The organism is Nonomuraea sp. NPDC049486 (genome assembly GCF_040676925.1).
In the GTDB taxonomy this organism is placed as follows: domain Bacteria; phylum Actinomycetota; class Actinomycetes; order Streptosporangiales; family Streptosporangiaceae; genus Nonomuraea; species Nonomuraea ferruginea.
Genome location: NZ_JBFAPV010000005.1, coordinates 362,252 through 383,694, shown reverse-complemented (window position 1 = coordinate 383,694; position 21,443 = coordinate 362,252). Strand labels below are relative to the sequence as shown.

The following is a 21,443-nucleotide window of genomic DNA, read 5'->3' as shown; positions in this document are numbered from 1 at the left end:
TTCTCGGAAGTCACATGCCGGTGCCCGCGTGCACCCGTTCCGGCTGGCGGCCGGTCTGGTACATCTCCTCCGGCCCCTCACCCAGCTCGCGGTGCGTCTCCTCGATGCGGAGCGCCACGCCCATGGCGAAGAACGTGGGCGCCCACTCGCCGATGAAGATCCCCCAGCGGTCGGCGCGAGCCAGATCCGCGCCTTCGTAGTTCTTCGACATCATCCAGCTGGCCAGGGCCAGGCCGACGGAGCCGATTCCTGCCAGATACATGTGATTTGACTTGATGCCCATCTTGTGGAGCATTTTGATCATGATGTCCCCCCTTGCTGTGAATGCTGTTCCCCTGTCCCGAGCGCCGTAACCTCGGCCCGCGCCGAGAGGGTGCGCAGGGCTTCCAGCAGCTCAGGGGGGTCGTCGACGGTGAAATCGGCGTCGAGCGCGAGGATGTGCAGCGCCAGCCGCATCGGGGTCTCGCCGCCCGCGTGCACGACGCACGTACGGTCGCCGGCGCTCTCGACGAGCACCGATTCCGGCAGGTGCGGGGCGATGGCGGAGGCGGGGGCGTGCACCGTGACCCGCGCCCGGTGCCGCATCAGCGCCGTGTCGACCCCCTTAGGCACCATCGACGCGGGCGGCGCCTCCCGGGGGGTGAAGCGAGGGCCGCCGGGTGTCCGGAGCGCGATCCGGTCCACCCTGAAGGTGCGCCAGTCGTCCCGCTCCACGTCCCAGCCGATCAGGTACCACCGCCGCCCGGTGTGCACCAGCCGGTACGGTTCCACGTCCCGCATTCGTACGGACCCGTCGTGCGTCCGGTAGTCGAACCGCAGCCGGTGCCGGTCGCGGCAGGCGGTGGCGACGGCGGTCAGCGTCTCGGCGGGGACGGCCGGCCCGCCCGGCGCCAGGGACACGGTGGCCGCGTGCAGCGCCCGGACCCGGCGGCGCAGCCGGTCGGGCAGCACCTGCTCCAGCTTGGCCAGGGCGCGCAGGGACGTCTCCTCGATGCCCTCCACCGCACCGGCGGTGCGCAGCCCCACCGCGACCGCCACCGCCTCCTCGTCGTCCAGCAGCAGCGGCGGCAGCTCGGCCCCGGCGCCCAGCCGGTAACCCCCGGCCAATCCGGGCGTGGCGTGGACCGGATAGCCGAGGCCGCGCAGCTTGCCGATGTCGTAGCGGACGGTCCGGGGGCTGACCTGGAGGCGTTCGGCCAGCTCGGCGCCGGTCCAGGCGGGCCGGGTCTGCAGGAGCGACAGCAGGCGCAGCAGCCGCGCGGAGGTTTCCAGCATTTGGCGATTTTCCCGGAAAAAGCGGCAAAAAGCTTGCCACAATCCTTGGGACGGTTCATCTATGACCATCAGGGAGTTCCACCTCGACATCCCCCAGGCCGACCTCGACGACCTGCGCGAGCGGCTGAGCCGGACCCGTTACCCCGTACAGACCCCGGGCGCCGGCAGCGAGCGCGGCGTCACCGTGGCGGAGCTGCGCGAGCTGGCCGGCTACTGGGCCACCGGCTACGACTGGCGGGCGCACGAGGCCGAGCTCAACGCCCACCCGCAGTACGTCACCGAGATCGACGGCCAGGACATCCACTTCCTGCACGTGCGCTCGCCCGAGCCGGACGCCACCCCGCTGATCCTCACCCACGGCTGGCCGGGCTCGGTCGTCGAGTTCCTCGACGTGATCGGGCCGCTGACCGACCCGGAGGCGCACGGCGGGGACCCGGCCGACGCCTTCCACCTGGTCATCCCGTCCGTCCCGGGCTTCGGACTCTCCGCCCCGCTGACCGGCACCGGCTGGACGCTCGGCCGGATCGCCCGCGCCTGGGCCACGCTGATGGCCAGGCTCGGGTACGAGCGGTACGGGGCGCAGGGCGGCGACTGGGGATCCGGGATCTCCCGCGAGCTGGGGCTGACCGACGCCGAGCACGTGATCGGCGTGCACGTGAACTACCTCATGACGTTCCCGTCGGGCGACCTGGGCGAGGTGAGCGAGTCCGACAAGGCGCGGCTCGCCAAGCTGGAGGAGTTCACCGGGGACATGGGCGGCTACATGGCGATCCAGTCGAGCCGGCCGCACACGCTCGGGTTCGGGCTGGCCGACTCGCCGGCGGGGCAGCTCGCCTGGATCGCGGAGAAGTTCCGCGAGTGGACCGACCGGCCGGTGGACCGCGACCGGCTGCTCACCAACGTCAGCCTCTACTGGCTGACGAACACGGCCGACTCGGCGGCGCAGATCTACTGGGAGTTCTCCCACGCCTGGTCCATGCCGCAGCCGTCGCCCACCCCGCTCGGCGTCGCGGTGTTCCCGCACGACATCGTGCTGCCGATCAGGAGGCTGGCCGAGCGGACGGACAAGGTGGTCCACTGGACCGAGTTCGAGACCGGCGGCCACTTCGCCGCGATGGAGGAGCCGGAGCTGCTGGTCCGCGACATCCGGGCCTTCTTCAGGAGCGTTCGTTAACGGCGTGTTTCCGGCGTGACGCTTGTGTATCGCCTGTTGCCCGGGTGAGTCACCCGTAACGAACGCACAGCGCCGATCCGCCTCTGTGCGTAACCCCGGGTTCCTACGTTCGAGTCAGCTCAGAACGTAGGAGGAATGATGGCGCGCTGGATCGCCGAGTGGCATCCCGACGACGCGGCCTTCTGGCGGACCACCGGCCGGAAGGTCGCCCGGCGCAACCTGGTCTTCTCGATCCTGGCCGAGCATCTCGGTTTCACCGTCTGGACGCTGTGGAGCATCGTGGCCGCCCGGATGGGCGCCTATGAGTTCACCACCGACCAGCTGTTCTGGCTGGTCGCGCTGCCGAACCTGATCGGCTCCGTGCTGCGGGTGCCGTACACGTTCGGGCCGGCCAGGTTCGGCGGACGCAACTTCACCGTCGTCAGCGCGCTGCTGCTGGTCGTGCCCGCCGTGCTGCTCGGGGTCGCGGTGAGCAGCCCGGACACCCCGTACTGGATGTTCCTGCTGATCGCGGCCACGGCCGGGGTGGGCGGCGGCAACTTCGCCTCCAGCATGGCCAACATCACCTACTTCTACCCGCGGAGCAAGCAGGGCGTCGCGCTCGGCCTGAACGCCGCCGGGGGCAACATCGGCGTCAGCTCGGTGCAGCTCGTCATGCCGCTGGTGATCGGCGCGTTCGGGCTGGCCGCCGCCGGGTGGTTCTGGCTGCCGTTCGTCGTGGTCGCCGCCGTCTGCGCCTGGTTCTTCATGGACAACCTCACCAGCGCCAAGGCCAGCCCGCGCGAGCAGCTCGCGGTGGCCGGCAAGGCACAGACGTGGGTGATGTCGTTCCTGTACGTGGGCACGTTCGGCTCGTTCATCGGCTACTCGACCGCCTTCCCCCTGCTCAGCACGAGCCTGTTCCCGGACGCGCCGTGGGCCGCGGTGGCGTTCGCCGGGCCGCTGATCGGGTCGCTGATCCGGCCGGTGGGCGGGTGGCTGGCCGACCGGCTCGGCGGGGCCCCGGTGACGTTGTGGAACTTCGCGGCCATGGGCGGCGGCGTCCTGCTCGTCTGGGCGGCGTCGGGATCGGGCAGTTTCTGGCTGTTCTTCCTCGCCTTCCAGACGCTGTTCCTGACCGCCGGGATCGGCAACGGCTCCACCTACCGGATGATCCCCGCGATCTTCCAGGCCAAGGCGGTGGCGGAGAAGGGCGACGACGAGGCGGCGCTGCTGCACGGCAAGCGGCAGGCGTCCGCGGCCATCGGCATCATCTCCGCCGTCGGGGCGCTCGGCGGCTTCCTCATCAACCGGGCGTTCGGCATGTCGTTCGCCGCCACCGGCAGTCCGGCGGGCGCGTTCCTCGCCTTCGGCCTCTTCTACGCGAGCTGCGCCGCCCTGACCTGGTGGTGCTACCTGCGCACCGTCGGCGTCTCGCGGGTGGCCAGCCTCGCCCACGCGAGGGTCTGACCGGATGGCCGAGCCGGTGAAGACCCACTGCCCGTACTGCGCGCTGCAGTGCGGGATGGCGATCAGCGCCACCGCGTCCGGGATCACGATCACGCCGCGGACCGACGTCCCTGCCAACGCGGCCGGAGCCCTGTGCCAGAAGGGCTGGACCGCCGCCGACCTGCTCACCAACGGCGCCCGCCTGACCAGCCCGCTCCTGCACGGGCGGCCGGTGGACTGGGACGTGGCGCTCGGCCACGTCGCCGACCGGCTGTCCGCCATCAGGCTCGAACACGGCCCCGACGGCGTGGCCGTGTTCGGCGGGGGCGGGCTCACCAACGAGAAGGCGTACCTGCTGGGCAAGCTCGCCAGGGTCGCCCTCGGCACCAGCCAGATCGACTACAACGGCCGCTTCTGCATGTCGTCGGCCGCCGCCGCCTCGATCAGGGCGTTCGGCATGGACCGCGGCATGCCCTTCCCCGTCACCGACCTGGCCGGGGCCGACGTGGTGCTGCTGGCGGGCGCCAACCCGGCCGAGACCATGCCGCCGTTCGTCCGCCACCTGGACGGGCCCCGGCTCATCGTCGTCGACCCGCGCCGCACCGCCACGGCCAGGCTCGCCTGGCTGCACCTGCGGCCCGCGCCCGGCACCGACCTGGCGCTCGCGCTCGGCCTGCTGCACCTGGCCGTCGCCGAGGACCTGGTCGACGCCGCGTACGTCGAGGAGCGCACGAGCGGGTTCGACGCCGTACGGACCTCGCTCGCCGCCTGGTGGCCGGAGCGCGTCGAGCGGATCACCGGCGTGCCGGTGCCGCGGATGCGCGAGGCCGTGCGCGCGCTCGCGTACGCGAAGAAGGCGTACGTGCTCACCGGGCGCGGCGCCGAGCAGCACGCCCAGGGCACCGACACCGTCACCGCGTTCGTCAACCTGGCGCTCGCGCTGGGCCTGCCCGGACGGCTCGGCTCCGGGTACGGGTGCCTCACCGGGCAGGGCAACGGCCAGGGCGGCAGGGAGCACGGGCAGAAGGCCGACCAGCTCCCCGGCTACCGCAGGATCGACGACCCGGCGGCCCGCGAGCACGTCGCCGGCGTGTGGGGCGTCGACCCCGGCGACCTGCCGGGTCCTGGGCGGTCGGCGTTCGAGCTGCTGGAGGCGCTCGGCACGCCGGCGGGGCCGAAGGCGATGCTGCTGTTCGGCTCCAACCCGGTCGTGTCCGCGCCCGACTCCGCCCGGGTCGCCGAGCGGATCCGGTCGCTGGACCTGCTCGTCGTCTGCGACGTGGTCATGTCGGAGACGGCGGCGCTGGCCGACGTGGTGTTCCCCGTCACCCAGTGGGCCGAGGAGACGGGCACCATGACCAACCTGGAGGGCCGCGTGCTGCTGCGCCGGCAGGCGGTCCGGCCGCCGCCCGGGGTGCGGAGCGACCTGGAGGTCATCGCCGGGCTGGCCCGCAGGCTCGGCCACGACTTCGCCGACGAGCCGGGCAAGGTGTTCGAGGAACTGCGCCGCGCCAGCGCGGGCGGCCCCGCCGACTACTCGGGCATCACGTACGACCGCATCACGGGAGAAACGGAAGACCCCCGGGAAACCCGCGATGAGGGAGACATCCCGTACGGAGGAGAGGTCCGGGACCGCGCGGATGTTCGGAGTGGCGCGGACGTGCCGGGCGGCGGGGAGGTCCGGGACCGCGCGGATGTTCGGAGTGGCGCGGGCGTGCCGGGCGGCGGGGAGGTCGGGGACCGCGCGGATGTTCGGAGTGGCGCGGGCGTGCCGGGCGGCGGGGAGGTCGGGGACCGCGCGGATGTTCGGAGTGGCGCGGGCGTGCCGGACGAAGGAGAGGTCCGGGACCGCGCGGGGGTTCGAGGTGGCGGGGAGACCGGGCAGGGCCGGGAAGTCGGGGTTTTCTGGCCGTGTCCCGCGCCGGGGCACCCCGGGACGCCGCGGCCGTTCCTCGGCTCGTTCGCCACCCCCGGCGGGCGGGCCAGGTTCGTGCCGGTCGAGCACCGGGGCCCGGCCGAGGAGATCGACGACGACTACCCCGTCTATCTCACCACGGGCCGCGTGCTCGCGCACTACCAGAGCGGCGCGCAGACCCGCAGGATCGCCGCCCTCGCCGCCGCCGTGCCCGAACCGTACGTGGAGCTCCACCCCGATCTGGCCGGGCGGCTGGACATCGGGGCGGGGGACCTGGTGCGGGTCACCAGCAGGCGCGGCCAGGGACAGGGCGTGGCCAGGATCAGCGACGCGATCAGGAGCGACACCGTGTTCATGCCGTTTCACTGGGAGGGGGCGAACCGGCTGACCAATCCGGCGCTCGACCCCACGTCCCGGATGCCGGAGTTCAAGGTCTGCGCCGTACGGGTGGAGCGGGTCACATGAGGCTCGTCGTCGTCGGCAACGGGATGGCGGGCGCGCGCCTGGTCAGCGAGGTACGGGCGCGCGACCCGCGGATGCCGGTCACCGTGTTCGGGGCCGAGCAGGGCAGCCCCTACAACCGGGTGCTGCTGTCGAACGTGCTCGCCGGGCAGGCCAGGCCCGAGCAGCTCGGCCTGCACGACCTGTCCTGGTACGACACGCACCGGGTGGAGGCGGTGCTCGGGAGCGCCGTGGCCTGGATCGACCGCGAGTCGCGCGCCGTGCACACCGCCGACGGCCGGCGCGCGCCGTACGACCTGCTCGTGCTGGCCACCGGCAGCGAGGCGATCGTGCCGCCCATCCCCGGCGTGGGGCGCGCCATCCCGTTCCGGACGCTCGACGACTGCGACCGCATCGTCAAGGCCGCCGCCGACAGCCGCCGCGCGGTGGTGATCGGCGGCGGGCTGCTCGGCGTCGAGGCCGCCCGCGGGCTGGCCGGGCGCGGGCTGCCCGTGACGCTGCTGCACCTGGCCGGCCACCTGATGGAACGGCAGCTCGACCCCGAGGCGGGCCTGGTGCTGGGCGAGACGCTGGCCGGGCTCGGCGTCGCGATCAGGACCGGCGCCAGCGCCGTCGCCGTCGAGGACGGCGGCGTCCGGCTGGCCGGCGGCGAGCTGGTCGAGGGCGACCTGGTGGTGCTCGCCTGCGGCGTCCGCCCGCTCACCGCGCTGGCCGCCGAGGCCGGGCTGGAAGTGCGGCGCGGCATCGTGGTCGACGACGAGCTGCGCACCGACGACCCGTCCATCCTGGCCATCGGCGAGTGCGCCGAGCACGACGGCACCGTGTACGGGCTGGTCGCGCCCGCCTGGGAGCAGGCCGCCGTGGCCGCCGACGTGATCACCGGCGGCGCGTCGCGCTACCGCGGTTCCCGGCTGGTCACCCGGCTCAAGGCGAGCAGCGTCGAGCTGGCCGCGATGGGCGAGACGCACCTCACCGACGAGCAGGCCGAGGTGGTGCGCTTCAGCCACCGGGCCCGGGGCACCTACCGCAAGCTCGTCATCCGCGACGACCGGCTCGTCGGCGCGATCCTGCTGGGCGACACCGACGCCGTCGGCACCCTCACCCAGCTCTACGACCGCGGCGGGCCGCTGCCGGGGGACCGGGCCGGGCTGCTGTTCCCCGGGCCGGCGCCGGCGGCGAGGGCCGACAGCCCGACGCTGATGCCCGACGCGGCCAAGGTGTGCCACTGCAACGACGTGACCAAGGGACAGATCAGGGCGTGCTGGGAGGCGGGCGCCAGGGACGTGGCCGGCGTGGCCGCCGCCACCAGGGCCACGACCGGCTGCGGCACCTGCCGTGACGCCGTGGCGGGCATCGTCGGCTGGCTGTGCGAACAGGAAGGGGTTCCCGCATGAGGAAGATCGTCGTGGCCGGGTACGGGCCGGCCGCCCACCGGTTCGTGGAGGCCCTGCTGGAGCGGGGCTTCGACGGGACGATCACGGTCATCGGCGAGGAGCCCAGGCCCGCCTACGACCGGGTGGCGCTCACCTCGTACCTGGACGGCGTCTCGGCCGAGGAGCTGTCCTACCCGGTGCCGCCCGGCGTGGTGACCAGGCTGAACAGCCGCGTCACCGGCATCGACCGGCGGGCCCGCCGGGTGACCGTCGAGGGCGGCGAGCCGGAGCCGTACGACGTGCTGGTGCTCGCCACCGGGTCCAGGCCGTTCGTGCCGCCGGTGCCGGGGGCCGGGCACGCGCACGTCTACCGCACCATCGACGACCTGGACGCGATCAGGGCGGCGGCCGAGGGGGCCACCGACGGCGTCGTGGTCGGCGGCGGGCTGCTCGGCCTGGAGGCCGCCGACGCGCTGCGCGGGCTCGGGCTGCGCACCCACATCGTGGAGATGAGCCCGTGGCTGATGCCCCGCCAGGTGGACGAGGGCGGCGGCGCGGTGCTCAAGGGCCACATCGAGGCGCTCGGGCTGAGCGTGCACGCGGGCTCCGGCGTACAGGAGATCGTCACCGACGGCCAGGGGCGCGTCACCGGCCTCCGCACGCCGGACGGGACCCTCGTCGAGGCCCAGATCGTGGTCTTCTCCGCCGGGGTCAGGCCGCGCGACGAGCTGGCCAGGGAGTGCGGGCTGGCGGTGGGGGAGCGCGGCGGCGTCGTCGTCGACTCCGCCATGCGCACCTCCGACCCGCACATCTACGCCGTCGGCGAGTGCGCCCTGCACGACGGCATGGTGTACGGGCTCGCCGGGCCGTGCTTCACCATGGCCGAGGTCGCCGCCGAGCGGATCACGGGCGGCGCAGCGGCGTTCGGCGGCGCCGACCTGTCCACCAAGCTGAAGCTGCTCGGCGTCGAGGTGGCCCAGTTCGGGGCCATGGAAGGGGCGCTCGACGTCACCTACATGGACCCGGTGGGCGGCGTCTACAAGAAGCTGTTCATCAGCGACGACGCCACCACCCTGCTCGGCGGCATCTGCGTCGGCGACGCCTCCCCGTACGGCACGCTGCGCTCCTACGTCGGCAAGCCGCTGCCCGCACCCCCCGCGGACCTGCTGTTCGCCGGCGGCGGGGTCCAGTTCGACCTGCCCGACGACGCGCAGGTGTGCTCCTGCAACAACGTCAGCGCCGGCGCCGTCCGCGCCGCCATCCACGACCAGGGCTGCGCCGACGTGCCCGGCGTCAAGGCGTGCACCCGCGCCGGCACCACCTGCGGCAGCTGCGTGCCGATGCTCAAGCAACTGCTGGAGAAGGCCGGCGTGGACACCGGCAAGGGGCTGTGCGAGCACTTCGCCCACTCCAGGGCGGAGCTGTTCGACATCGTACGGGTGCGCGGCATCCGCACGTTCTCCCAGCTCATCGCCGAGCACGGGGAGGGCCGCGGCTGCGACGTGTGCAAGCCCGCCGTGGCCTCCATCCTCGCCTCGCTGCACAACGGGCACGTGCTGGAGGGCGAGAACGCCGCCCTGCAGGACACCAACGACCACTTCCTCGCCAACATCCAGAAGAACGGGACGTACTCGGTCGTGCCGCGCATCCCCGGCGGCGAGATCACCCCCGGCAAGCTCATCGTCATCGGCGAGGTGGCCCGCGACTTCGGCCTCTACACGAAGATCACCGGCGGGCAGCGGATCGACCTGTTCGGCGCCCGCGTCGACCAGCTCCCGGAGATCTGGCGCAGGCTCGTCGACGCCGGGTTCGAGTCCGGCCACGCCTACGGCAAGGCGCTGCGCACGGTCAAGTCGTGCGTCGGCTCGGCCTGGTGCCGGTACGGGGTGCAGGACTCGGTGGGCATGGCCATCGCGCTGGAGCTGCGCTACCGGGGGCTGCGCTCGCCGCACAAGCTCAAGTCGGCCGTCTCCGGCTGCGCCCGCGAGTGCGCCGAGGCCAGGTCCAAGGACTTCGGCGTCATCGCCACCGAGCAGGGCTGGAACCTGTACGTGGGCGGCAACGGCGGCTTCAAGCCCCGCCACGCCGACCTGCTCGCCGCCGACCTGACCGGCGAGGAGCTGATCAGGACCATCGACCGGTTCCTGATGTTCTACATCCGCACCGCCGACCGGCTGCAGCGCACCTCCGCGTGGCTGGAGTCGCTCGACGGCGGGCTCGGCTACCTCCGCTCGGTCATCATGGACGACTCGCTCGGCATCTGCGCCGACCTCGACGCGCACATGGAGCGGCACGTCGCCACCTACGCCGACGAGTGGCGGGCCACGCTGGAGGACCCGGACAAGCTCGGCCGGTTCGTCAGCTTCGTCAACGCACCAGGGGTCCCCGACCCGTCCATCGTCTTCGCGACAGAGCGAGACCAGATCAAACCGGTGGTGATGTCATGAACTGGATCGGCATCTGCGGCTACGACCTCCTGCTGCCCGAGCGCGGCGTGTGCGCGCTGGTGGACGGCGAGCAGGTGGCGCTCTTCCGCACCTACGACGGCACGGTGCACGCGCTGGGCAACCGCGACCCGTTCAGCGGGGCGTACGTGCTCTCACGCGGGATCGTCGGCACCAGGAAGGGCGAGGCGACCGTCGCCTCGCCGCTGCACAAGCAGGTGTTCTCGCTGGTCACGGGGCGCTGCCTGGACGAGCCCGCGGTCGCGGTCCCCGTCTACCGGGCGCGCGTCCGCGACGGCGCGGTGCAGGTGTCCGTAGGTGTCCTGCCGTCCGGCACGCGCGCTCAGGATCGCGGGCTCGTGTCGGTGGGCGGGTAGACGTGGGCGCCCGGGTGAGTCGCCGGGAGCACGCAGCGTCGGCCGGCGTCGACCGCGGCACAGCGCTCGGCCTCCTCACGCAGGGGCAGGGGCTCGGGCTCCGTGCTTAGGTTCGCCTTAATTTGCGGCACTGAAGGGACGCTATAGGCGACGCCTCGCCAAATTGGTATCGAGGTGGCAACGATCGCACCTCTGAACGATCTCGACAAATCGGGTGAACCATTCGTGTGAGTAATCCGCAGCCGGTAAAGGACTCGTCCGGACTGGATCAAGCGCGCATTCCCGGACGACCGGGGCGGGCATCACTGCGGCCATGAGCATGAAATTCCTGCGCAGGGGCGTCCTGCTGGCCATGGTCGTTCCTGCCCTCCTCACCGCCGGCTGCGCCGCGGGCGGCACCGGACAAGCGATGAAGGGCGCGGCGAGCCCCGCCTCGCCGACGGGCACCGAGCCCGGCATGACCGAAAGCCCGATGCCCGGCGAAACGGGCACGGCGACACCGACCGAGACCGGCAAGGGCTCGCCCCGGTCGGTGGTGGAGAAGTTCTACCAGGCGCTCGCCTCGGGCAACGGCGAGCAGGCCGCCAAGATGTTCACCTCGGACGGCGTGGCGGCGGTGCAGGGACACGAGACGGCGGAGGGCACGCAGGCGCTGACCGAGCTCTTCAAGGGTCAGCAGGGCGCCGGCGGCACGCCGAGCATCGAGGAGTCGGAGACCATGGGCAAGAGCGCCTTCGTCTTCGCGTCCTCCGGCCAGGGCGCCGAGGCGACCCGCGGGTTCTTCCTGCTGATGAAGGACAACGACTCCTGGAAGATCGACCGCTACATGAGCAACAGCGCGTCCTGAACGAGGCGTCGGCGCCCGGTACGCCGGGCGCCGTCGCCCGGCTTGTCCGCATACGGTGGGAGCCATGCAGGATCTCTCGCGGTTCCAGCATCCCCGGTTCGCCCGCGCGTACGACCGGATGAGCCGGCGGGCCGAGCCCGTCACGGGCGAGCTGCGCACCCGCCTGCTGGACGGGCTGAGCGGCCGCGTCCTGGAGGTCGGCGCCGGCAACGGGCTCAGTTTCCCCCACTACCCGCGGGGCGTGCGCGAGGTCGTCGCGGTCGAGCCCGACGACGTGCTCCGCGCCGCCGCCGAGCGGGCCGCGGCCACCGCCCCCGTGCCGGTACGCGTCGTGCCCGGCCACGCCGGGGCGCTGCCGTCCGGGCCGGCCGAGTTCGACGCGGTGGTGGTCTCGCTCGTGCTCTGCTCGGTCCCCGACCCGGCAGGCGCGCTCGCCGAGCTGCGCAGGGTGCTCAAGCCCGGCGGCGAGCTGCGCTTCTTCGAGCACGTGCGCTCCGACCGGCCCGTCCGCGGGCTGCTGCAGGACCTGGTCACCCCGGTGTGGTCGCGGGTGGCCGGCGGCTGCCATCCCAACCGCGACACGGCGGCGGCCATCGGCGCCGCGGGCCTGGTCATCGAGGAGCACGACCGGTTCACCCACCGGATCCCCGGCGCGCCCCCGCTCGCCCACATCCTCGGCCGGGCACGCAACCCCTGATCACGTGCCGCCCGGCAGCCGCGGGCTGATGCGGCCCTGGTCGACCAGGGCCAGATAGGCGGCGAACGCGCCGTGCGTCCACATCGCGGCCTGCGACGACGTCAGCGTGACCTCCTCGCCCTCATGCGTGCGGAGCACGTAGCCGTCGGGCGACTCGCGCCGCCACTCGGCCAGCATCCCCTCGTGCACGAGGACGTCGAGCATCCCCGTCAGGTATTCGCGTCCGGTGGCGAACACGGCGCGGGCCTCCTCGCATCTCGCCGGATCCCCCGCATGGCCCCTCAATTCTGCGTCGCGCGGGCGGGAAACGCACCGCCCTCGGGAACCTGGGACCGCCGGGCGGTGTATCACGGCCGGAGGTGTGACATGAGAAGGTTGATGGTCATCCTGGCCGCCGCTGCCGCGCTGATCGCGGGCGCGCCCCCGGCCTCGGCGTCCGGCGGGTGGGCGCTCACGTATCTCGATCCGGTGCCGTCCTCGCTGGCTCCCGGCACGTCGTACACGATCGGGTTCTGGGTCCTGCAGCACGGCACCCACCCGTTCGAGGGCGAGCTGGGCCCGACCGCGCTGCGGCTGACCGGCGCCGACGGCCTCGTCCGCGAGTTCCCCGGCAGCCCCTTGCCCGAGCCCGGCCACTACGCGGCCGCCGTCAACGTGCCCGAAGGCGTCCACAAGCTCACCGGCGTGCAGGGGATGTTCCAGCCGTACGAGATCGGGACCCTCACCGTGCCGGGCAGGATCGAGATCAACCCCCTCGACCCGGACCTGGTCAAGGCCCTTCGTGAGCCGACCGTGGACTACTGGGGCGTGATCCGTCCCCCGGGCATCCCCGACCTCGAAGGCGTACCGGACGCCTCCCCAGCCCCTCCCACCGCGGCATCCGCCCCCACCGCCTCCGCTGCACCCGCCGCCTCTGCCGCGCCCGCCCCAGTAACATCCACCGTCGGCGTCCCCCCGTACACACTCCTGCTCGCCGCAGCAGGCGGCGCGCTGCTGGCGGTGGCGGCACTGCGGTTGCCGCGCCGAGGACGCGAACCGGACCCGCCAGTCGACGACAAGGCGGAGACGATCGTCATCTCGGGGTAGGCGCACGCCGCGCTTCAGGGGTGATCACGGGCGTTCCCCGTACGGACTGCTGGCGGCTGCGGCGGGTGGCGGGTTGCTGGCGGTGGTGGCGTCGGGCGGGAGCTGGTCCGCAGGTTGAGGACAAGGCGGAGACGATCGTCATCTCCGGGGAGCGCCCGCCCGCTCTGGAGGTGATGTTCCGCGCACGTCGTCGCTGTGGGCGGCGGGCTGCTCGTGTCGGCCCGCGCTGCGGTGGTCGCGGCGACGCGCGCGGCCGTGCGGGTGTGTGGCGTGGTGCGGGCTGCGCCTTGTGCGGCCTTGTGACCTGCGGTGGTGGGCACACTTCGCCTCGCGTGGTGGTGCGGTGCGGGCGGTGTTTCGGCTCGCGGGGTGCGTAACGGGTGTGGCAAAAGGGCTCGGACAGGGGGCTGGACGGCGGTGGGTAGATCTTGTCAGGGCGTCGGGGGTCTGAGAGATTGCTCGTACTTTGTCAGCCCCCCGGAGGTCACGCGTGCCACCCTTACGCCCGGCCCTCATCGCCGCCGCCCTCATCGTGGGGACGGCCACCCCCGTCCAGGCGGCAACCGCTCCAGAGATCACCGTCGAGAACGGCCGCACGCAGCCGGTCTTCTCCTACGCCGACGCCATCCGCGAACACGTGTACGTCGAGTCGACCGTCGACAGCGATGCCGACGGCAGGCTCGACCGGGTGCGTGTCGACATCATCAGGCCCAAGGAGTCCGGCCCCGGCCTCAGGGTGCCCGTCATCATCGACGAGAGCCCGTACTACGACAACTCCGGTCGAGGCAACGAAGGCGAGCGGAAGGTCTACGACGACGCCGGCAACGTCGTGAAGTTCCCGCTCTTCTACGACAACTACTTCGTGCCGCGCGGCTACGGCGTGCTCAACGTCGACATGCTCGGCACCACCAAGTCCGACGGTTGCCCCGACGTCGGGGGCAAGGCCGACGTGCTGGGCGGCAAGGCCGTCATCGACTGGCTCAACGGCCGCGCCAAGGCCTACCGCGCCGACGGCAGCCCCGCCGTCGCCGACTGGACCACCGGCAAGTCGGCCATGATCGGCAAGTCGTACGACGGCACGCTCGCCAACGCCGTCGCCGCCACCGGCGTGCGCGGCCTGGAGACGATCGTGCCCATCTCCGCGATCAGCTCCTGGTACAAGTACCAGCGCTCCAACGGCGTCATCTACAACTACGACTACGCCTCCTGGCTGGCCAACTACATCGACACCGACCCCGAGCCCAAGTGTCAGGCCGTGCGCGACCGGATGGACGCCGAGGACGGCGACGACACCGGCGACCACAACGCCTTCTGGGCCGAGCGCGACTACATCAACGGCCTGCTCGGCGACGTCTCCAAGGTACGGGCGAGCGTGTTCGTCGCGCACACCGTCAACGACCTCAACGTCAAGCCCGACAACTTCTCCGAGTGGTGGGAGGCGCTGGCCAAGCGCGGCGTGCCCCGCAAGATCTGGCTCGGCCAGACCGCGCACGTGGACCCGTTCGACTTCGAGGGCCGCAGGGGGCTCTGGGTGGACACGCTGCACCGGTGGTTCGACCACTGGCTGCACGGCGTGCGCAACGACATCATGCGCGAGCCCCGCGCCGACGTCGAGGTCGCTCCCGCCCAGTGGATCACCGAGCGCGACTGGCCGGCGCCCCGCGGCCACAAGCTGACCCTGCGCCCGGCCGCCGACGGCTCGCTCCGCCTCCTGCCCGGCAAGAAGGCGACCGCGAGCTTCACCGACGTACGCATGACCGAGTCCGACATGGTGTCCGACGTCGGCACCGCCAAGCCGGGCCGGATCGCGTACACCACCGGTGAGCTGCCCCTCGACCTGCGCCTGTCCGGCACCCCGGTCGCCGACCTGCGGGTCAAGCTCGACAAGCCGACCGCCAACCTGACCGCGCTGCTCGTCGACTTCGGCGACGACACCCGCGTCGACTGGCGGCGCGGCGGGGGCATCACCACCCTGACCGAGGAGGACTGCTGGGGCGACAGCACCGCCGGGGACGACGCCTGCTACCGCAAGGTCGTCACCAATACGGTCAACCGGCCGGTCGAGATCGTCGCGCGCGGCTGGATCGACGTGCAGAACCGCCTCTCGCTCAGCCGCTCCGCACCGCTGCCCGTGGGCACGTACGGGAGCGTCAAGTGGGAGACCCTGCCGCAGGACTACATCTTCAAGAAGGGACACCGGATCGGCCTGGTGATCGCCGGCACCGACTCGAACTACAGCAACGAGACGGGCACCGGGGCGAACGTCACCGTCGACCTGTCCAAGAGCTCGATCGCGTTCCCGGTGGTGCTCGGGACGCCGCTGGAGAGCGTGCCGCAGGACAGGGCGAGGTTCATCGGACCGCGGGAGGTGACCCTGCCGGAGCCGGAGCGGGAGTTCTCGTTCTTCTGACCTGACCTGCCGCAGTGACCGGGCCTCGGGCGGATCGCCGCCCGAGGCCCTCTTGCTCGTGTGTGCATCTTCGCCTTGGTCATTCACGTGTTCGTGGGCAGTTGCTCCAATAGCCGCCTCCGTTCGTGTCGGGGATGAGGGCGCCTCTGTCATGGGTGACGGTCCACGACACCATGAGCGTGAGGGTTCCGTCCGCCGTGGTCGTGCCTTCGGTGGTCTCGCCGTCACCCTTGGCGGTGCCGGTCCAGTGGACGGTGACGACGCCGGACTCGGTGACGGGCGGGCCCGCGCAGCCGGGGCGGGCGGCCGGGGCGGCGACGGTGAAGGCGTTGCCGGAGACGGCGATACCGTTCGTGCCGGAGAACGAGGTGACGCGGCAGTCCCCGGTGCACGTCAGCCTGAACGTCCCGGACCGCTTCTCGCCCAGCTTCACGGACGTGGGCGAGATCGCCGCCACGGGCGCCGGGGGAGACGCCTTTCCCCGCGCTGCCGCGTCCACCGGGGCTGCGGTGTCCGCGGGGTCGGCGGGTGAGCCGGTGTCCGCGGGCGTCTGGGCGCCTCCGGGGTCATCGGACGTACGGGCGTCGGCTAGCGCGTTGCCGGATGGGCCGGTGTCCGCGGGCGCCTGGGTGTCTTCCGAGTCCGCTGGCGCGCTGGTGTCCGCCGGTACCTGGGTACTTCTGGGGTCGGCGGGTACTTGATCCTGGTCTGTCGTGGCCTGGGGGTCGGCCGGTGCCTGTTCCGTTCCCGCCGTGGCTCCTGGATCCGCCGGGGACTGGCCGGTCGCCGGGTCCGGTGTGGCCGGGGCCTGGCGCTGGCGGCTCTGGATCCCGGCCCAGACCAGGCCCGCCACCAGCATCACCACACCGACGATCAGCGCGGCCCGTACGAGCCACTGCAGCGAGATCCTGGCCTCCGGGTCGTCCTCGTCCGGCCGCTCCCGCCAGAACTCGTCCCACGTCTCCCCGTGGCCCCCGGCAGGACTCTCCACGGGCGGGTTCGCGAACACCAGTTTGTCCCCGTACTGGGTCACCGGCGTCCTGCCGCTCCGCCACCCGGGATCCAGCGTCCGCATCGGCGCGTGCTGCCGCGGCGGGTCGTCACTCCGCCTCGGCAACGGCACACTGATCCACCCGTCCACCCCGCCCTCACCCAACCGAGGCGGCGTCTCATCCCCGAACCCGCCAGAACTCCGGGAGTGCGGCTTCTCGGGGCCGAGCCCGTCGGGAGTTGGTGTCTCGTCCCCGGGCTCGCCTGAACCCCAGTTCTTGGTCCCGAGTCCGTCAGGGCTCAAGCGAGGTGGCGTCTCATCCCCGAGTCGGCCGGAACTCCAGGGAGGTGGCTTGTTGGTTCCGAGCCCGTCGGGGCTCAAGCGGAGTGGTGTCTCGTCCCCGAACCCGCCAGAACTCCAGGAGTGCGGCTTCTTGGGGCCGAGCCCGCCAGAGCTCAAATGCCTTTTGTCCCCGGCCCCGTCAGGGGCCAAGCGCGGTGGTGTCTTGTCACCGAGTCCGGGGAGTCTCCGGCGGGGGACTGTGTCGCCTCCGTGCTCGCCATCGCCCGAGCGGGCCCGCGTGCCGGGTTCGGTCGCGTCCCACCGAGGTGGTGTCTCGTTCCCGCGTCGGAGGGTCGTGGGGTCGATTCCGCGTTCGCCTCGGGGAGGCGCGGGGGCGTTCGGCGGAGCTTTCTCGTCACCCGTATTCGGCGCGCTCCCGTCGTCCCGTGTCCCGTCCGTGTCACCGCTCACCTCGGCGGCTTCCGCGTTCTCGTCCGTACCGTCTCGCGGTTCGTCCGGCGGGGCGGCGGAGTCGCCCCGGTCCGGTGACGCGCCGGTGTCGAAAGGGTCTTCCCCGAAGGGCGCCTCGGCGGGACGTTCCTCCTGCGCCGTGCCCCAGTGCGGCGGCGCGGTCTTCTTCTCGGTGGGGACGCGCATCGGGGGGAAGTCGCCGCGTTTGCGGTACGGGATGGTGTCGCCCGAGGAGGAGTCGTGGCCCGCGGGCGGCGTGGGAAGCCCCGTGGTGCCGGTGGGCACCAGGCGCTCGCCCGTCTGGTGGGCCGCCCGCAGCAGAGCCTCGGCCGTGCCCGGCGAAGCGGACGGCCCCCGGCGCGCCCGGGAGCCGGGCTCGTCGGGCTCCGGCGGGCCGCCGCCGGAGGGTTCCTGGCCGGTGGCGGCCGCGCCCGCCACCGGCCAGGAGTTTTCCCTGGTGCCCGTCGTGGGGCCGGGGACCAGGGAGATCAGCGCGGGCGGCGGCTCCATCAGACCGCGCGCCTGCGCCGGGAACCCGTCGGAGCGCCACGCCGCCGGATCGCCGGGCAGCGGGTCACCCCAGGCGGGCTGGTCGCGTAACGTGTCAGGGATCGCGGCCAGCGGCAGGCCGAGCAGCAGCACACCGGCCCGCACCCCCTCGCGGGGCGCGGCCTGGCAGGCCTGGCAGGAGCGGACGTGCCGGGCGATCCGGGTGCGGTTGCGCCGGCCGGGCGCCCTCGCCCAGTCCGTCACCCGTACCGCCAGCCGCGCGCACCCGTCGCGGGTCCGCGCCGCGCGCACCGCCGCGACCCACTCCTCCAGCCGGTCGGCGGCCTCCGCGATCATGGTGTTCACCTCGATCGCGGAGACGTCGAAGATCATGGCGATGTCCGCGCTCGCCAGCTCGTGCCGTACCGAGAGGTCGAGCAGTTCCCGGTGCGGCGGGTCGAGCGCCCGCAGCGCGTCGGCCACCTCGCCCGGCGCGCCCGGCCGGGTCCACGAGCCGGGGCTGGCCGGCCTGGACGCCGCCACGGCCGCGCGATGGCACCGCGCGAGCGCGTACAGCCACGGACGCAGCCGCTTCCGATCGCGCAGCCGCTCCCCGTGCACGTGCGCCGACAGCAGCGCCCCGGCGACGGCCAGCTCCGCGTCGGAGGCCGACAGGCCCGTGCGGCAGTAGTCGTACAGGTGCCTTCCATGCTGCTCGCACAGCCTGCCGATGGCCTCGCGCGCCTCGTTGGACAGCGTCCGCCACATGATCGACTACTCCTCCAGCTAGCACGGCGTCCCTCGCCCGGCCCCTGGCTACGTCAGGGGGCCCGCTAGACGGCCTCCGGCAGGGTGGGTTCGGGGTCGCCGGCGCCGGATCGGGCACCGTCCACGCCGGCCGCGGGCGTGGTGCCGGCGACCCCCGTCCAAGGAGCGGGGAAGGCGGTCATGACGCCCTCCCGTGCGCGGCCGCCCGCGAGGGCGGCCGGTTCAGCGTGACCGGGCGGCCCGTCGCCCGCGACAGCGCCCACCACGCGCTGCACAGGTTCGAGGTGAGCAGCGTCCGGTCGTTGCCCGCGCCGAGCGTGCCCAGCACCGGCAGCGTCGCCATTCCGCTGCAGGCGAACAGCAGCACCGCGTCGACGGGCAGGTCCGCCTGCTTAACCTGGTCGACCAGTTCCGAAGGGGTGATGTCGTACGGGGAGAAACCGCCCTGCGCCCGCACCGGCACGACCCCGGCGATCCGCATGCCCGCGGCCTTCCAGAACCGCTCGGCCAGCTCCGTCAGCCACGGCTGGTACGGCGAGACGATGTGCACCTCCTCCACCCCGAGGTGCCCGATCGCCTCCATGATGGCCACCGTCGCGGTCGCGAACGGCACCCCGAACCGCTCGCTCATCCGCTCGCACTCGTCCTGGTCCTCGTCCGGGTCGAGCAGGTAGCGGGGGCCGTCGCAGGCCATGACGAGCGCGTCGAGCGCCAGGTCGCCGAACGAGCAGGCCATCGCGGGCAGCGCCGCGTTGTAGCTCTCCAGACGCTCGGCCATCGCCAGCCCCGGGCGTACCGGGAACCGGCTGACATGCATGTCGGCGCGGGAGCCGAGCAGGCGGGTCAGCTCGGGCTCCGCCGACGGGTTGGCGGGCGGCACCAGCACGCCCACCCTGCCGCGGTTCATGCCGCCCTCCCGCCGGGTTCCTCGGGCGGCACGTCAGGCGTTCTGTCCGGGAAGCCGTCGGCCGGGGCGACCGTCCGTCCGGACACGTGCCGGATGCCGTGCAGCCGGTGTGCCGTCCTCGCGGAGCGCTGATCGGCCGGCCGGGTCCCGCGTACGGGAACGCCGTGGTGCCGCGGGCCGCGGACCTCGTCGGTGAGCATGATCACTCCTGTCCATGGGGGTTGCCCCAAGGGGCTGGAACGTCCTGGAGGCCGAGGCGGACCAGCTCTCGATCGGCCTGGCCACGTACTTCCGTGAAGGTGGCGCGGAGCTCCAGCAGGAGCCCGCGCAGTGACTCGGCCTCCTGCCGCGCCGCGCGCAGAGAGGCCTGTACGGCGCGGTGCCGTCGTGCCGTCACCATCCGCCACGACGCGGCGGCGGCCGTCAGGACCGCCACCGCCACGCAGGCGAGCAGGACGGCGTCCGGCCCGGCACCGGTGATCCCGGGGACGCCGCTCGTCGTCAGGACCGCCGCGCCCGCCAGCCCGGCCGCCGCGCCCACCACGCGGGCGGTTTCGACCGCGCCCACCCCGGCCGAGAGGTTCCCCCGCCCGGCCGCGGCCGTGCCCGTCGTCAGCGCGCCGGTGGCCAGCGCGCCCAGCCCCGCCCCCGCCAGCAGTGCGCCGGCGAGGACCAGGAGCGGGTACGGACCAGCCAGCAACGATCCGCACCCGGAGGCCAGCGCCACCGCGCCGCCGAGCGCGACCCCGTTCATCCCGTGACGCCGGCCCACCCGGGCCGCGAACGGAGCCGCCGCGGCCATCCCCACCAGAACGGGCACCAGCCAGAGCCACCCGGGCCCGGCACCGGAACTCCCGTCCAGCACGGGAACTCCCGCCACGTAGGCCGGCCCGGTCGCCAGCAGAGCGAAGAACACACCACCGAACGCCCCGGACACGCCCGCCGCCCACCCGAGCCCAGCCTGCGTGTCCGGAGAGTTAGCCGCCCGTCCGAGACCTGCCCGCGCCTCTGCGGAGCCTGTGGCCCAGCCGAGGTCAGACCAAGGGTCCGCTGAAGCTGCGGCCCGTCCGCGCCCAGCCTGCCCTGTCGCCCGCGTAAGCACGGTGTCCGGAGAGTCTGCCGTCCGTCCGAGCCCTGCCCGTGCCTCCGCGGAGCTTGCGGTCCAGCCGAGGTCGGTTCGTGTGGTCGCGGAGTCTGTGGCTTCGGGGTCGGGTGTGTGTCTCAGGGTCAGTGTCGCCGTCAGGAGGAGCAGCGTCGCCGCGCTCGCGCAGCCGAGTGTCAGCACGGATGTCCAGCCCCACACGCCGCCCCTGGCCAGGGTCAGCACCGCTGCCGCGATCCCCGTGACGAGCAGGACCGCGCCCGCCAGGGCACGCGGGGCCGAGGCGTGGCCCGGAGCACCGAGAGACCGGGGCAGCGCGGGGGCGAACAGCAACAGCGCCGCCGCCAGCACCGCCCCCGGCAGGAAGAGCCCGCGCCATCCGAACGTGGCCAGCAGCCATCCACCGCCCGCCTGCATCCCCAGCACCCCGGCCGCGCAGGCCGCGGTCCACAGCGCCACCCCGCCGGGCCGCCGCCGCTCCGGCAGCGCGGCGAGAAGCATCGCCAGCGCGGCGGGGACCATGAGCGCGATACCCGCCCCCTGCCCCAGCCGGGCCCCGACGAGCACCGGCCACGACGGTGCGACGATCACCGCCGAGGCTCCCAGCACGTACAGGGCCAGTCCGACGGCCAGCACGCCCCGCCGTCCCGCCAGGTCGGCCATCCGCCCGGCGACGGCCGGCAGCGCCGCCATCGCGACCAGGTTCACGGTGACCGCCCACGCGACCCCGGCCACCGGAAGCGCCACCGCCAGCGGATCGAGGTCCAGCATCGGCGCGGCCAGCATCCCGGCCACCCAATCCCCCATGACGACACCGGCCACCCCTGCGGCCACCACCCGCAACCCCACGAACCCCCGCCGGCGCGGAGCGGACACCCGCCGCACGCCCACCCGCACGTCAGAACGCCGCTGCCCGGGTGCGGAGGTCCGCCGGGGAACACCTCT

At 73.0% G+C, this 21,443-nt stretch carries 17 protein-coding genes; 10 read left to right on the top strand and 7 right to left on the bottom strand.

Features of this window, described 5'->3' with window-relative positions:
* Positions 1-10 precede the first annotated feature (10 nt).
* Positions 11-262 (bottom strand): hypothetical protein, encoded by a 252-nt coding sequence (locus AB0K05_RS17765; RefSeq protein WP_345482496.1) that lies wholly within the window; start codon positions 260-262, stop codon positions 11-13.
* Positions 263-300: 38 nt separating this feature from the next.
* Complete coding sequence (locus AB0K05_RS17760; RefSeq protein WP_364230119.1) at positions 301-1,275, bottom strand: YafY family protein; 975 nt, start codon at positions 1,273-1,275, stop codon at positions 301-303.
* A gap of 61 nt (positions 1,276-1,336) precedes the next feature.
* Between AB0K05_RS17760 and AB0K05_RS17755 the strand changes: the two genes are divergently transcribed.
* The 8 genes from AB0K05_RS17755 to AB0K05_RS17720 all read left to right on the top strand — a co-directional run bounded on the left by AB0K05_RS17755 (position 1,337) and on the right by AB0K05_RS17720 (position 11,992).
* Complete coding sequence (locus AB0K05_RS17755; RefSeq protein ID WP_364230117.1) at positions 1,337-2,449, top strand: epoxide hydrolase family protein; 1,113 nt, start codon at positions 1,337-1,339, stop codon at positions 2,447-2,449.
* 138 nt (positions 2,450-2,587) lie between these two features.
* Positions 2,588-3,898 carry an MFS transporter gene (locus AB0K05_RS17750; protein ID WP_219550404.1) on the top strand — a complete coding sequence of 437 codons (1,311 nt, stop codon included), beginning with the start codon at positions 2,588-2,590 and terminating at the stop codon, positions 3,896-3,898.
* A gap of 4 nt (positions 3,899-3,902) precedes the next feature.
* A complete protein-coding gene (locus AB0K05_RS17745) occupies positions 3,903-6,257 on the top strand; it encodes a molybdopterin-dependent oxidoreductase (RefSeq protein ID WP_364230115.1) in 2,355 nt (784 codons plus the stop codon).
* The gene (locus AB0K05_RS17740; protein ID WP_271277875.1) at positions 6,254-7,648 is read left to right on the top strand and encodes an FAD-dependent oxidoreductase; all 1,395 of its coding nucleotides are present in this window, start codon (positions 6,254-6,256) and stop codon (positions 7,646-7,648) included. Before AB0K05_RS17745 ends, AB0K05_RS17740 begins: the two co-directional genes overlap by 4 nt.
* The gene (gene nirB, locus AB0K05_RS17735; protein WP_364230113.1) at positions 7,645-10,074 is read left to right on the top strand and encodes a nitrite reductase large subunit NirB; all 2,430 of its coding nucleotides are present in this window, start codon (positions 7,645-7,647) and stop codon (positions 10,072-10,074) included. The genes AB0K05_RS17740 and nirB overlap by 4 nt, the downstream gene beginning before the upstream one ends.
* Positions 10,071-10,448: a nitrite reductase small subunit NirD gene (gene nirD / locus AB0K05_RS17730; RefSeq protein ID WP_364230111.1), complete on the top strand. Its 378-nt coding sequence runs from the start codon at positions 10,071-10,073 to the stop codon at positions 10,446-10,448. Before nirB ends, nirD begins: the two co-directional genes overlap by 4 nt.
* A 313-nt stretch (positions 10,449-10,761) precedes the next feature.
* Positions 10,762-11,295, top strand: coding sequence for a hypothetical protein (locus tag AB0K05_RS17725; RefSeq protein ID WP_364230109.1), 534 nt, complete (start codon positions 10,762-10,764; stop codon positions 11,293-11,295).
* A gap of 64 nt (positions 11,296-11,359) precedes the next feature.
* Positions 11,360-11,992: a methyltransferase domain-containing protein gene (locus AB0K05_RS17720; protein WP_271277878.1), complete on the top strand. Its 633-nt coding sequence runs from the start codon at positions 11,360-11,362 to the stop codon at positions 11,990-11,992.
* On the opposite strand, the gene AB0K05_RS17715 is transcribed toward AB0K05_RS17720, so the two are convergent.
* Positions 11,993-12,229, bottom strand: a complete 237-nt coding sequence (locus tag AB0K05_RS17715; RefSeq protein ID WP_148030238.1) for a hypothetical protein — start codon at positions 12,227-12,229, stop codon at positions 11,993-11,995.
* Positions 12,230-12,358: 129 nt separating this feature from the next.
* Here AB0K05_RS17715 and AB0K05_RS17710 point away from each other — a divergent pair, with 129 nt between their 5' ends.
* On the top strand, positions 12,359-13,078 hold the full coding sequence (locus AB0K05_RS17710; RefSeq protein WP_364230106.1) for a hypothetical protein: 720 nt from the start codon (positions 12,359-12,361) through the stop codon (positions 13,076-13,078).
* 490 nt (positions 13,079-13,568) lie between these two features.
* A complete protein-coding gene (locus AB0K05_RS17705) occupies positions 13,569-15,488 on the top strand; it encodes a Xaa-Pro dipeptidyl-peptidase (RefSeq protein ID WP_271277880.1) in 1,920 nt (639 codons plus the stop codon).
* Between the two features lie 79 nt (positions 15,489-15,567).
* On the opposite strand, the gene AB0K05_RS17700 is transcribed toward AB0K05_RS17705, so the two are convergent.
* The 4 genes from AB0K05_RS17700 to AB0K05_RS17685 all read right to left on the bottom strand — a co-directional run bounded on the left by AB0K05_RS17700 (position 15,568) and on the right by AB0K05_RS17685 (position 21,395).
* Positions 15,568-18,489: a hypothetical protein gene (locus AB0K05_RS17700; protein ID WP_364230104.1), complete on the bottom strand. Its 2,922-nt coding sequence runs from the start codon at positions 18,487-18,489 to the stop codon at positions 15,568-15,570.
* Positions 18,490-18,667: 178 nt separating this feature from the next.
* Positions 18,668-19,396, bottom strand: coding sequence for an arylmalonate decarboxylase (locus AB0K05_RS17695; protein ID WP_148030242.1), 729 nt, complete (start codon positions 19,394-19,396; stop codon positions 18,668-18,670).
* The gene (locus tag AB0K05_RS17690; RefSeq protein ID WP_148030243.1) at positions 19,393-19,596 is read right to left on the bottom strand and encodes a hypothetical protein; all 204 of its coding nucleotides are present in this window, start codon (positions 19,594-19,596) and stop codon (positions 19,393-19,395) included. The genes AB0K05_RS17695 and AB0K05_RS17690 overlap by 4 nt, the downstream gene beginning before the upstream one ends.
* 2 nt (positions 19,597-19,598) lie before the next feature.
* Positions 19,599-21,395, bottom strand: a complete 1,797-nt coding sequence (locus AB0K05_RS17685) for an MFS transporter (protein WP_364230101.1) — start codon at positions 21,393-21,395, stop codon at positions 19,599-19,601.
* Positions 21,396-21,443 lie beyond the last annotated feature (48 nt).